The organism is Paracidovorax avenae ATCC 19860 (assembly GCF_000176855.2).
GTDB lineage: Bacteria > Pseudomonadota > Gammaproteobacteria > Burkholderiales > Burkholderiaceae_C > Paracidovorax > Paracidovorax avenae.
The window spans coordinates 508,297-520,512 of record NC_015138.1; the positions used below are offsets into that span (position 1 = coordinate 508,297).

Consider the following 12,216-nt stretch of genomic DNA (forward strand, 5'->3'; position numbering starts at 1 on the left):
GCTGTGTCTTCCTGGTGCCCGGTGGCCGGGGAGGGTCTTTGCCTCCATGAAAAAAGGCACCCTCTCGGGTGCCTTCGGGGCGGAGCGGAGGCGGATCAGCGCGCCGCGCCGGCCTTCACCTTGAGGCGCCAGGCGTGCAGCAGCGGCTCGGTGTAGCCGCTGGGCTGCTCCACGCCCTTGAACACCAGGTCGCAGGCGGCCTGGTAGGCGGCGGACTCGGCGAAGCGGCCGGCCATCTTCCGGTAGGCCGGATCACCCGCGTTCTGCTGGTCCACCACGGCGGCCATGCGCTCGAAGGTGGCCCGCACCTGGGCCTCGGTCACCACGCCGTGCAGCAGCCAGTTGGCGATATGCTGGCTGCTGATGCGCAGCGTGGCGCGGTCTTCCATCAGGCCCACGTCGTGGATGTCGGGCACCTTGGAGCAGCCCACGCCCTGGTCGATCCAGCGCACCACGTACCCGAGGATGCCCTGGGCATTGTTGTCCAGTTCCTGCTGTTTCTCGGCGTCGGTCCATTGCGGGTTCGCGGCGACGGGAATGGTCAGCAGGCCGGTGAGCAGGTTGTCGCGCTCGGCATCGGCACTGGTCTTTTCCAGTTCCTTCTGCACGTCGGCCACGTTGACCTGGTGGTAGTGCAGTGCGTGCAGCGTGGCGCCCGTGGGGCTGGGCACCCAGGCGGTGTTGGCGCCAGCCCTGGGGTGGGCGATCTTCTGCTCCAGCATGGCCTTCATCAGGTCGGGCATGGCCCACATGCCCTTGCCGATCTGGGCCTTGCCGCGCAGGCCACAGGACAGGCCCACCAGCACGTTGCTTTTCTCGTAGGCCTGGATCCAGGCGCTGGCCTTCATGTCGCCCTTGCGCACCATGGGGCCGGCCTGCATGGCGGTGTGCATCTCGTCGCCGGTGCGGTCCAGGAAGCCGGTGTTGATGAAGGCCACGCGGGCCGATGCGGCGGCGATGCAGGCCTTCAGGTTCACGCTGGTGCGGCGCTCTTCGTCCATGATGCCCAGCTTGACGGTATTCTCCGGCAGGCCCAGCAGGCGTTCCACGCGGGCGAAGAGCTCGCTGGCGAACGCCACTTCGGCCGGGCCGTGCATCTTGGGCTTCACGATATAGACGCTGCCCTTGCGCGAATTGCGGATGCCGTTCTGGCCCTTGCCCTGCAGGTCGTGCAGCGCGATGGCGGTGGTGACCACGGCGTCCAGGATGCCTTCGGGGATCTCGCGCTGCGTGCCCTGCGCGTCGGTCCACAGCACGGCGGGGTTGGTCATCAGATGGCCCACGTTGCGCAGGAACATGAGCGAGCGGCCGTGCAGGCGCACTTCGCCGCTGCCGTCGGGCGCGGTGTAGATGCGGTCGGCGTTCAGGCCGCGGGTGACGGTCTGGCCGCCCTTGGCGAAGGATTCGGTCAGCGTGCCCTGCAGGATGCCCAGCCAGTTGGCGTAGCCGGCCACCTTGTCTTCCGCATCGACGGCGGCGACGGAGTCTTCCAGGTCCAGGATGGTGGAGAGCGCGGCTTCGAGCACCAGGTCGCTCACGCCGGCCGGGTCGGTCTTGCCGATGGGCGTGCTGCGGTCGATCTGGATGTCCAGGTGCAGGCCGTTGTGGCGCAGCAGCACCGAGGAGGGCGCTGCGGCATCGCCCTGGTAGCCCACGAACTGGGCCGCATCCTGCAGGCCGGTGGTGGCGCCGCCCTGCAACTGCACGGCCAGCTGGCCGCCTTCCACGCGGTAGCCCGCGGCGTCCTTGTGGGAGCCGCTGGCCAGCGGCGCGGCCTGGTCGAGCACTTCACGCGCGAAGGCGATCACCTTGGCGCCGCGCACCGGGTTGTAGCCCTTGCCCTTTTCGGCGCCGCCCTCTTCGGAGATGGCGTCGGTGCCGTAGAGCGCGTCGTACAGGCTGCCCCAGCGCGCGTTGGCGGCGTTGAGGGCGTAGCGTGCGTTCAGGATGGGCACCACCAGCTGCGGGCCGGCCTGGACGGCGAGTTCGTCGTCCACGTTGGCGGTGGTGGCCTGCACGTTCGCGGGTTGCGGCACGAGGTAGCCGATCTTCTCCAGGAAGGCGCGATAGCCCGCCATGTCGGTGACCGGGCCGGGGTGGGCCTTGTGCCAGGTGTCCAGTTCGGACTGCAGGCGGTCGCGCTCGGCCAGCAGGGCGATGTTGCGCGGAGCCAGGTCCCGCACGATGGCATCGAAGCCGGACCAGAACGCGGCGGCATCGACGCCCGTGCCGGGCAGCACGCGTGCTTCGATGAATTGGTGCAGGAGCGTGGCCACTTGCAGGCCGTGGACGGTGGTGCGGTCGGTCATGGTGTGGTGGGCTGGGGCGGGTGAAACAAAGGAGGTATGCGGGGGCCATTCCCCCGATGGAGCCACTGTATTTGAATTTTTTATCCGCATAAACCACCCTCGAATCGCAGAACCCGTGACTTTTTTGCATGAATCCGCTGCGGGGCAACCAGACGGGCTGGAGCCCTGCGGCGTGCAACATCCGTGTCCATTGGTTTGCTATATTTTTGAGAGCTGTGGGCCTCTTATTTATGAGGGTTCCGCCGGTTCGATGAGGCAGCAGCCAGTGCGTGGTGACCCGCCGGGGATAGGCCCCGGTTACAGGCTGCCGATAATCGCAGCCCATGGACAAGCTCAAGGCCTTCGAGTCGTTCGTGTCGGTGGCGACGCGCGGCAGCCTCACCGCCGCGGCGCGCGCCGAGGGCGTGGCGCCCGCCATCATGGGGCGGCGCCTGGACGCCCTGGAAGAGCACCTGGGCGTGAAGCTCATGGTGCGCACCACGCGGCGCATCAGCCTCACGCACGAGGGCAGCGCCTTTCTGGAGGATTGCCAGCGCCTTCTGGCCGATGTGGCCGAGGCCGAGGCCAGCGTGTCGGTCGGCGGGGCCCGGGCCACGGGGCACCTGCGCATCACCGCGCCCGCGGGGTTCGGGCGGCGCCATGTGGCGCCGCTGGTGCCGCTGTTCCGCGACCTGCATCCCGACGTGCGCATTTCCCTCAATCTCAGCGACCGCGTGGTGGACCTGGCCGGGGAGGGGTTCGACTGTGCCGTGCGCGTGGGCGACCTCCCCGATTCCTCGCTGGTGAGCGTGCGCATCGCCGACAACCGCAGGCTCTGCGTGGCCACGCCCGCCTACCTGGAGCGGCACGGCACGCCGAAGCATCCGTCCGAACTCGCGCGGCACGCCTGCCTGATGCTGTCGAGCGACGCGTCGCAGACACGCGGCTGGGCCTTCCGCATGCCCGCTGCGGACCCGGGCGGCGCGCCGGGCGATGTGGTGCACGTCAAGCCCACCGGCCCCCTCGACTGTTCCGACGGGCAGGTGCTGCACGACTGGTGCCTGGGGGGCTGGGGCATCGCGTGGCGCAGCACCTGGGAGGTGGAAGCCGAGATCGCCGCCGGCCGGCTTGTAGCCGTGCTGGAGGATTTCGCCGCGCCGCCCAACGGCATCTACGTGGTTTTTCCGCATGCCCGCCACCTGCCGCTGCGCGTGCGGCTGTGGATCGACTACCTCAAGCACCACTATGCGCAGCCGGCGTTCTGGCGCCGCGCCGCGCATGCGCTCACCGCTCCCATCCTCCCCACCTCTCCTTCGCCATGACGCACCGATTCCCCGACCCGTCTCCCGATCTTTTGCGACGCTCCGCTGCGGGCCGGTCGCCGGTCGCCCTGGTGCTGGCCTGCCTGCTGGCCGGCTGTGCGGGCACGCCCGGCAGTGCGCCGGCGCCCGCACAGGACGCCGCCGCCGTGCCTGCCAGGCGCGATGGTCCACCGGCGCCTTCCCGAGCCAAGGGCCCGCCGCCGCCCGGCATCGTCAGCGTGACCTATGACGATCCTGCCGGCTTCAGCGATGCACGCCGGGGTGTCCACGAAGCCGACCGCGCCCGCCGTGCCTGGGTGGACGCGCTCTGCCTGTACCTGTCGGAAACCGCGGCCGCGGCGCTGCCCGAGGGCCAGCGGCTGGAAGTGCGGATCACCGATGTGCAGCGTGCCGGCGGATTCGAGCCCTGGCGCGGCCCCCAGGCCGGGCAGGTGCGCATCGTGCGGGACATCTATCCCCCGCGCATCGTGCTCGAGTTCAAGCGGCTGGCTGCCGACGGTTCGGTGCTGCAGTCGGGGCGCCGCGAACTGCGCGACCCCGCGTTCATGGAGCGTGCGGCACGCGGCGGGACCGACCCGCTGCGGTATGAAAAGGGCCTGATCGACGACTGGGTGCGGCAGGAGTTCGGCGCGCCCTAGAACCCTGCAGTGAGCGCGCCGTTGTAGGCCACGCCCCACAGGCGTGCAGGCCGCGCGCCGACGGGGCATGCACGCTCGGCCCGCCTAGATTCGTCCCTCCAGGCCGTTCCTTTTGTCCATCCCGCTGTATTGCTGCGCCGATGGCCGGCCGGGGCATGGACACCAAAGGACAATCACCATGGCAGGCCTCGCGCGCATTACCGGCGTTCTCGTCGGCATCACAGGCGTTCTCGTTGCAGGTGCGGGCGGATGGCTCGTTTCACTCGGCGGCAGCCCCTATTACCTCATCGCCGGACTGGCGCTGCTGGCTTCGGGCGTGCTGCTCGCGCGGCGATCCGCGGCGGCCCTCTGGGTGTATGCTGTGCTGCTGCTGGGCTCCACGGCCTGGGCGGTCTGGGAGGTGGGCGTGGACTGGTGGCCGCTGGCCGCGCGGCTGGATGTGCTTTTCGTGCTCGGCCTCTGGCTCACGACGCCGTGGATGCGCCGGTCCCTGTTGCGCGAGCCCGCACCGCTCCAGCCGGGCGCTTCCGGCGATGCCGCGGCCCGGGCTTCCGCGCTGCGCATGCCGCGCATGGCGCTGGGGCTGGCGCTGCTGCTGTCCGCCGTGCTGGCGGCTGCGTCCTGGTTTACCGCTCCGCATGAGCTGGGCGGCAAGCTGGCGGGCGAATCCGTGCCCGCCCCGGCCCAGGCCGCGCCCACGCTGCCCGACGGCGAATGGCATGCCTATGGCCGCACCGGCTATGGCCAGCGCTTCTCCCCGCTAGCGCAGATCACGCCCGACAACGCCTCGCAGCTGAAGATGGCCTGGGAATTCCGCACGGGCGACGTTCGCGGCAAGGACGGCGACCCGGAAGAGACCACCTACGAGGTCACGCCGCTGAAGATCGGCAACCGCCTGTTCCTGTGCACGCCGCACCAGTCGGTGATCGCGCTCGACGCCACCACCGGCAAGCAGCTCTGGCGGTACGACCCGCAGATCGAGGGCAAGCTGGCGCTGCAGCACCTGACCTGCCGGGGGCTGTCGTACCAGCCGCCGCGCGACCCCGTTGCCGATGCGTCGCCTGCGGCACTCCACGCCGTCGCGGGCGCCGCAGCAGGCGGCGAGCGCACCGAACCCGCCTCCCATGCCTCGCCCACCACCACGCAGCCGGCGGCACCTGCCACGCAGGCGGCGGACCAGCGCCAGCCGCCCATCGCGGCCCGCAAAGGCCCCACCGACGCCGCCTGCCGCGCCAAGCTCTTCATGCCCACGGCCGATGGCCGCGTGATCGCGCTTAACCCTGAAAGCGGAGCCGTATGCACCAACTTCGGCGGTGGCACGGGGCAGATCGACCTGTGGCAGCGCATGCCCAACCTGCGCCCTGGCGCCTACTATTCGACGTCTCCCGTGGTGGTCACTCAGCGCCTCGTGATCGTGGGCGGCACGGTGCTGGACAACGCCTCGGTGAAGGAGCAATCGGGCGTGATCCGCGCGTTCGACATCGACTCCGGGGCGCTGGTCTGGAACTGGGATTCCGGCAACCCCGACGACACGGCGCCCCTGCCGCCGGGCCGCACGTACACGCCCAACTCCCCCAACAGCTGGTCGATCTCCAGCGTGGACGAGACCCTCGGCATGGTGTACGTGCCCATGGGCAACCAGCCGCCCGACCAGTGGGGCGGCAACCGCAGCCCGGCGGTGGAGAAGTACTCCTCCTCCGTCGTCGCGCTGGACCTGGACAGCGGCAAGGTGCGCTGGCACTTCCAGACCGTGCACCATGACCTGTGGGACTACGACGTGCCCTCGCAGCCCACGCTGATCGACCTGCAGGTGGGCGGCCAGACCGTGCCGGCGCTGGTGCAGCCCACCAAGCAGGGCGAACTGTTCGTGCTCGACCGGCGTACCGGCACGCCGATCCTGCCGGTGACGGAGCATCCCGCGCCGCAGGGCGCTGCCCAGGGAGACCGTACGGCGGCCACGCAGCCGAAGTCGGCCCTGTCGTTCGACCCGCCGCCGCTCACCGAGCGCGACATGTGGGGCGGAACGATGTTCGACCAGCTCGCCTGCCGCATCGCCTTCCACCGCCTGCGCTACGAGGGCCGCTTCACGCCGCCGTCGGAGCAGGGCAGCATCATCTATCCGGGCAATTTCGGCGTCTTCAACTGGGGCGGCATCGCCGTCGATCCGCAGCGGCAGGTGGCCTTCACCACGCCGACCTACCTCGCGTTCGTCTCCAGGCTGGTGCCGCGCAAGGACGACACCAGCCTGCTCGTGCAGGACGGCGGGCCGCCCAAGGGCAGCCTGCCGGCGCTGAACGAGAACTTCGGCGCGCCCTTCGCCGCCTCGATGAAGCCGTTCATGTCGCCCGTGGGCCTGCCCTGCCAGGCACCGCCCTGGGGCTATGTGGCCGGCGTGGACCTGCGCACCGGCGAGGTGGCATGGAAGCACCGCAACGGCACGGTGCGAGATCTCTCTCCGCTGCCGCTGCCCTTCCGCATGGGCGTGCCGGGCATCGGCGGGCCGATGCTCACCGGTGGCGGAGTGGCGTTCTACTCGGGCGCGCTGGACAACTACGTGCGCGCCTATGACTTGAACGATGGCCGCACCCTCTGGCAGGACCGCCTGCCCGCGGGCGGGCAGGCCACGCCGATGAGCTATACGGGGGAGGACGGCCGGCAGTACGTGGTCGTCGTGGCCGGCGGGCACGGCTCCACGGGCACCAAGCCCGGAGACAGCGTGCGCGCCTACGCGCTGCCTGCGCAGAAATAGCCGGCAGCGCCACGCGGCGGGAAGAAGAGGGCGGGGCGCGCTACCATGCGCCACCCCTTCCGATGCAAAGGATCGCCGCGTGACCACCGAAGCCCTGCTGGCCTATGCCCATTTCCTGGCCATCCTGATGATGGCCACCTTCCTCGCCAGCGAGGCTGCGCTTTGCCGCAAGGAGTGGATGAATCCCGCCGTCGTGGAGCGCCTCGCGCGCGTGGACCTGATCTACGGCCTCTCCGCCCTGGCCGTCCTCGCGACGGGACTGGCCCGCGTGGGCTGGGGCATGAAAGGCTCCGCGTGGTACTGGTCGCAGCCGCTGCTGCACACCAAGGTGACCCTGTTCGTGGTGATCGGCCTGCTCTCCATCGCCCCTACCATGCGTTTCCTGCGCTGGCGCAAGACCCTGCGCGCCACCGGCGCCCTTCCCGACGAAACCGCCATCCGCAGCACGCGCCGCCTCGTCATGATCGAGGCCCACTTGCTGGCCCTGATCCCGCTGCTGGCCGTGTTCCTGGCCCGGGGCGTCGGCACCCGGTAAAAAGATGCGCCCGCATGCCATGCCGGCATCCGGGCGCGTCCAGCCATCGCCGGCAGCTTTCATGCTCCAAGGAGCAGAAGGCCGCGGAGCAGGCCAGGCCAGCAGATGCCGTGGAACCGGCTTTGCCGGGCCACCGGCATCGTCCCCCTTCCCGCCGCGCGCAGCGCGGCGAGAGAAGGGGGAAAGGCGGCGCAGCCGCCTCAGGGGGATGTCACTTCCCGCTCAGGCATTCCTTCATGAACGCCTTGCGCTCGTCCCCCTTGAGCGCCTTGGTCTTGGCGTCGGCGTTGCAGGTCTTCATCTTGTCCTGCTGGGTGGCGGGCTTCTTGGCCGAGAGGCATTCCTTCATGAAGGCCTTGCGCTCGTCGCCCTTCTTGTCCTTGGCTTCGGCATTGCAGGTGGTCATCTTGCCCTGCTGCGCGGTCGGTGCCTTGGCCGGCTTGGAGGCAGCCGGGGCCGCAGTGGTGGCGGCAGGGGCAGAGGCGGATGCAGCCGGAGCCGCGGTGTCTGCGGCGTGGGCCGTCGCGAAGGAGAGGGCCAGGCCGGTGGCGGCCAGCATCGAAAGCAGCTTCTTCATGTAATGCTCCTGCGGATGATGTGAGGGGGTGGTCCGCCCCGGCCGCCACTGGCGGAGACCGGGGCTGTCCAGCTTAACGCCGGCCGGGCCCGGGCGGATGACGGCCGGCCCGTAGAATCCGCGCATGCTCTCCGTCAAACAGGAATTGCTCGCGGCGCTGGCCGGCGAGCTGGACAAACTCTCGCCCGGCGCCGCCGGGCGCGCCGCTTTCGAATCGCCCAAGGTGGCCGCGCACGGCGATTTCGCCTGCACCGCCGCCATGCAGCTGGCCAAGCCGCTCAAGCTCAACCCGCGCGCGCTGGGCGAACAGCTCAAGGCCGCGCTGGAGGCCACGCCGGCCTTCGCACGCTGGGTCGATGCCATCGAGATCGCGGGCCCCGGCTTCCTGAACATCCGCCTCAAGGCCGCCGCCAAGCAGGAGATCGTGCGCGAGGTGCTGGCCGCCGGTGACCGGTTCGGCTACCAGAAGGACAACGGCCAGCGCGTGCTGGTCGAGTTCGTCTCCGCCAATCCCACGGGGCCGCTGCACGTGGGCCACGGCCGCCAGGCGGCCCTGGGCGATGCGATCTGCAACCTCTTCGCCACCCAGGGCTGGAGCGTGCACCGCGAGTATTACTACAACGATGCCGGCGTGCAGATCGAAACGCTGGCCAAGAGCACGCAGCTGCGCGCCAAGGGCTTCAAGCCCGGCGACGAGTGCTGGCCCACCGATCCGGAGAACCCGGCGTCCAAGGCGTTCTACAACGGCGAGTACATCCAGGACATCGCCAACGACTTCCTGGCGAAGAAGACCGTGCAGGCCGAAGACCGTGCATTCACCGCGAACGGCGACGTCGAGGATTACGACAACATCCGCCAGTTCGCGGTGGCCTACCTGCGCAACGAGCAGGACAAGGACCTGCGGGCGTTCAATCTGCATTTCGACCAGTACTACCTGGAGTCGAGCCTCTACACCTCGGGCCGCGTCGAGGCCACGGTGAAACGCCTGGTCGAGAAGGGCCATACCTACGAGCAGGACGGCGCGCTGTGGCTCAGGTCCACCGACTACGGGGACGACAAGGACCGCGTGATGCGCAAGAAGGACGGCACGTACACGTACTTCGTGCCCGACGTGGCCTACCACATCTCCAAATGGGAGCGCGGCTTCGCGAAGGTGGTGAACATCCAGGGCACGGACCACCACGGCACCATCGCCCGCGTGCGCGCCGGCCTGCAGGCGGCCGACGTGGGCATCCCGCAGGGTTACCCCGACTACGTGCTGCACACCATGGTGCGCGTGGTCAAGGGTGGCGAAGAGGTGAAGATCAGCAAGCGCGCCGGCAGCTACGTGACGCTGCGCGACCTGATCGAGTGGACCAGCAAGGACGCGGTGCGCTTCTTCCTGCTCTCGCGCAAGCCCGACACGGAGTACACCTTCGATGTCGACTTGGCCGTGGCGCAGAACAACGACAACCCGGTCTATTACGTGCAGTACGCGCATGCGCGCATCCAGTCGGTGCTGCGGGCCGCAGTGGCGCATGCCCGTGGTGACAGGCCTGATGTGTCAGGTGGTCAGCTTGAAAAGCTATCTGCGCCGGATGCACTGAATGACGTTGGTGAGCACGTCACGGATACGTCATTGTCCAGTGCATGTGAATTGCTTGATCTCGGCAACGCAGATCTTTCTCCTCTTGAAGGCCAGCAGGCCCAGGCCCTGATGCTGCAGCTGGCCAAGTACCCCGAGATGCTGGCGGCCGCCGCCGAGGGCGAGGCACCGCATGACGTGACCTTCTACCTGCGCGACCTGGCCGCCAGCTACCACAGCTACTACGACGCCGAGCGCATCCTCGTGGACGACGAGGCTGTCAAACGTGCCCGCCTCGCGCTGGTCGCCGCCACGGCACAGGTATTGCACAATGGCCTGGCCGTGCTGGGCGTGTCGGCGCCAGCCAGAATGTGAGTCTCTAGCCAAATATGACCAAGAAGCAGCAACGCGGCGGTTCGGCCGTCGGCTTCATCCTGGGGATCGTCGTCGGCCTGGGCGTGGCGCTCGCCGTGGCGGTGTACGTGACCAAGGTGCCCGTACCCTTCCTCAACAAGGGTGGGGCGCGCAGCTCCGACCAGGATGCCCTCGAATCCCAGCGCAACAAGAACTGGGACCCGAATTCGCCGCTGTACGGCAAGAATCCGGCGCGGCCGGCCGCGCCGGCGGCCAGCACGCCGGCCGTCGCGGGTGTCGAGCCCGCACCGGCCAGCACGCCCGCGGCATCCGCCGCGGTGGCGGCCGCGTCCACGCCGCGGGCCGCCGCGAGCAAGCCGGTGGCCGGCGCCTCGTCGGCCGATCCGCTGGGGGACCTTGCGCGCGCACGTGCCGCCGCCGGCGCCGAGCCATTCGACTACTTCGTGCAGGCCGGCGCCTTCCGCACCCAGGGCGATGCCGATGCGCAGCGCGCCAAGCTGGCCATGCTGGGCTGGGAGGCCCGCGTGAGCGAGCGCGAGCAGAACGGCCGGACGGTGTTCCGCGTGCGCGTGGGCCCGTTCACCAAGCGCGACGATGCCGAGATGCTCAAGGAGAAGCTCGACGGCGCCGGGGTGGAGTCCGCACTGGTGCGCGTGCAGCATTGAACGAGCCACTGAACTTTGCCGCCCGGCGCGGCTCCCAATCCTCCAGATACTGTAACCAGGAGTGCCTTTTTCCATGAAACGCCGCGAGTTCTCCCTCTCCGCCGCCACCGCCGTGGCCGCTTCCGCCGTTGCGCTGCCGGTGGCCACGCCCGCCTTCGCGCAGGCGAAACAGTTCAAGGAGGGCAAGGACTACACCCGCCTGGCCAAGCCGGCCCCCACCGATGCGCCCGCCGGCAAGGTCGAGGTCATCGAGTTCTTCTGGTACAGCTGCCCGCACTGCAATGCCTTCGAGCCGACGCTCGAGGCATGGATCAAGTCCGCCCCCAAGGATCTCGTGATCCGCCGCGTTCCGGTGGCCTTCAATTCGAGCTTCGCCGCGCAGCAGAAGCTGTATTTCGCGCTGGAAGGCATGGGCAAGCTGCCCGAGGTGCACGCCAAGGTGTTCCGCGCCGTGCACGTGGAAAAGCTGCCCCTCGCCAAGGACGACCAGATCTTCGAGTGGATCGGCAAGCAGGGCCTGGACGTGGCCAAGTTCAAGGAGGTCTACAACTCCTTCACCGTGTCCAACCAGCTGCGCAAGGCTGCCCAGCTGCAGGATGCGTACGGCGTCGAGGGCGTGCCCTCCATGGGCGTGGCCGGCCGCTTCTATACCGACGGCACCATGGCCGGCAGCATGCAGAACGTGCTGCAGGTGGTGGAGTACCTGGCGGGCCTGGCCCGCAAGGGCTGACATCCCGTCCAGGGCGCTGCCCTCCGCCCCGGCAAGAAGCCCGCTCCGGCGGGCTTTTCCTTTCCGGCGTCTGCGCTGCCGCAGCGGGGGACTACAATCTTTGCAAGATTCGTGCCCTCTATGAGATCCAGACTCCTCCCCACCCTCCTCCTGCTGGCGTCCATGGCCTTTGCCGTGGGGCCCGCACAGGCCGAAAAAGCCGATCGCAACAAGCCGATGAACATCGAGGCCGACGCACTGCGCCACGATGAACTCAAGCAGACCAGCGTGTTCACCGGGCGCGTGGTGGTGACCAAGGGCACCATCGTGCTGCGCGGCACCCGGCTGGACGTGCGGCAGGACCCCGACGGCTTCCAGTACGGCACCATGACGGCCGAGCCCGGCAAGCGGGCCTTCTTCCGCCAGAAGCGCGACACTGCGCCCGGCGCCCCGGACGAGTTCGTCGAGGGCGAGGGCGAGGTGATCGAGTACGACGGCCGGGCCGACCTGGTGCGCCTGATCCGGCGCGCGGAACTGCGCCGCTACCGGGAGTCCACCCTCACCGACGAGATGGCTGGCGCACTGATCGTCTACAACAACACCACCGACGTCTTCACCGTGGACGGCCAGAAGACCGCGCCCGGGGGCGCCGCATCGTCCGGCACGCCGGGCGGACGCGTGCGCGCGGTGCTCTCGCCCAAGGAGACTGCTTCGGCACCCGCGGCGGCCCCTGCGCCGGGGCCCGCCCCTGCGCTGCGCCGCAGCAACGAACTGGGCAACGGGGCGAAGTGAGC

Annotated in this window: 10 protein-coding genes; 8 read left to right on the forward strand and 2 right to left on the reverse strand. The window is 69.2% G+C overall.

Features of this window, described 5'->3' with window-relative positions; translation table 11 throughout:
* Positions 1–95: 95 nt before the first annotated feature.
* Positions 96–2,309, reverse strand: coding sequence for a malate synthase G (locus tag ACAV_RS02275; RefSeq protein WP_013592962.1), 2,214 nt, complete (start codon positions 2,307–2,309; stop codon positions 96–98).
* A gap of 323 nt (positions 2,310–2,632) precedes the next feature.
* Between ACAV_RS02275 and ACAV_RS02280 the strand changes: the two genes are divergently transcribed.
* The 4 genes from ACAV_RS02280 (at position 2,633) to ACAV_RS02295 (ending at position 7,532) form a co-directional block, all read left to right on the forward strand.
* Positions 2,633–3,610, forward strand: a complete 978-nt coding sequence (locus ACAV_RS02280; protein WP_013592963.1) for a LysR family transcriptional regulator — start codon at positions 2,633–2,635, stop codon at positions 3,608–3,610.
* The gene (locus tag ACAV_RS02285; RefSeq protein ID WP_013592964.1) at positions 3,607–4,248 is read left to right on the forward strand and encodes a DUF3016 domain-containing protein; all 642 of its coding nucleotides are present in this window, start codon (positions 3,607–3,609) and stop codon (positions 4,246–4,248) included. Before ACAV_RS02280 ends, ACAV_RS02285 begins: the two co-directional genes overlap by 4 nt.
* 178 nt (positions 4,249–4,426) lie before the next feature.
* On the forward strand, positions 4,427–6,997 hold the full coding sequence (locus ACAV_RS02290) for a glucose/quinate/shikimate family membrane-bound PQQ-dependent dehydrogenase (RefSeq protein WP_013592965.1): 2,571 nt from the start codon (positions 4,427–4,429) through the stop codon (positions 6,995–6,997).
* A 79-nt stretch (positions 6,998–7,076) separates the two neighbouring features.
* On the forward strand, positions 7,077–7,532 hold the full coding sequence (locus tag ACAV_RS02295) for a DUF2214 family protein (protein ID WP_013592966.1): 456 nt from the start codon (positions 7,077–7,079) through the stop codon (positions 7,530–7,532).
* Between the two features lie 211 nt (positions 7,533–7,743).
* Here ACAV_RS02295 and ACAV_RS02300 read toward each other — a convergent pair whose 3' ends face one another.
* Complete coding sequence (locus tag ACAV_RS02300) at positions 7,744–8,109, reverse strand: PsiF family protein (RefSeq protein WP_013592967.1); 366 nt, start codon at positions 8,107–8,109, stop codon at positions 7,744–7,746.
* Positions 8,110–8,233: 124 nt separating this feature from the next.
* Here ACAV_RS02300 and argS point away from each other — a divergent pair, with 124 nt between their 5' ends.
* The 4 genes from argS to lptA all read left to right on the forward strand — a co-directional run bounded on the left by argS (position 8,234) and on the right by lptA (position 12,214).
* Positions 8,234–10,048 (forward strand): arginine--tRNA ligase, encoded by a 1,815-nt coding sequence (argS, locus tag ACAV_RS02305; RefSeq protein ID WP_013592968.1) that lies wholly within the window; start codon positions 8,234–8,236, stop codon positions 10,046–10,048.
* Positions 10,049–10,062: 14 nt separating this feature from the next.
* Positions 10,063–10,713, forward strand: a complete 651-nt coding sequence (locus tag ACAV_RS02310) for an SPOR domain-containing protein (RefSeq protein ID WP_013592969.1) — start codon at positions 10,063–10,065, stop codon at positions 10,711–10,713.
* A gap of 73 nt (positions 10,714–10,786) precedes the next feature.
* Positions 10,787–11,443, forward strand: a complete 657-nt coding sequence (locus ACAV_RS02315; RefSeq protein ID WP_013592970.1) for a thiol:disulfide interchange protein DsbA/DsbL — start codon at positions 10,787–10,789, stop codon at positions 11,441–11,443.
* A 120-nt stretch (positions 11,444–11,563) separates the two neighbouring features.
* Positions 11,564–12,214, forward strand: a complete 651-nt coding sequence (gene lptA / locus ACAV_RS02320) for a lipopolysaccharide transport periplasmic protein LptA (RefSeq protein ID WP_013592971.1) — start codon at positions 11,564–11,566, stop codon at positions 12,212–12,214.
* The last annotated feature ends 2 nt before the right edge of the window (positions 12,215–12,216 follow it).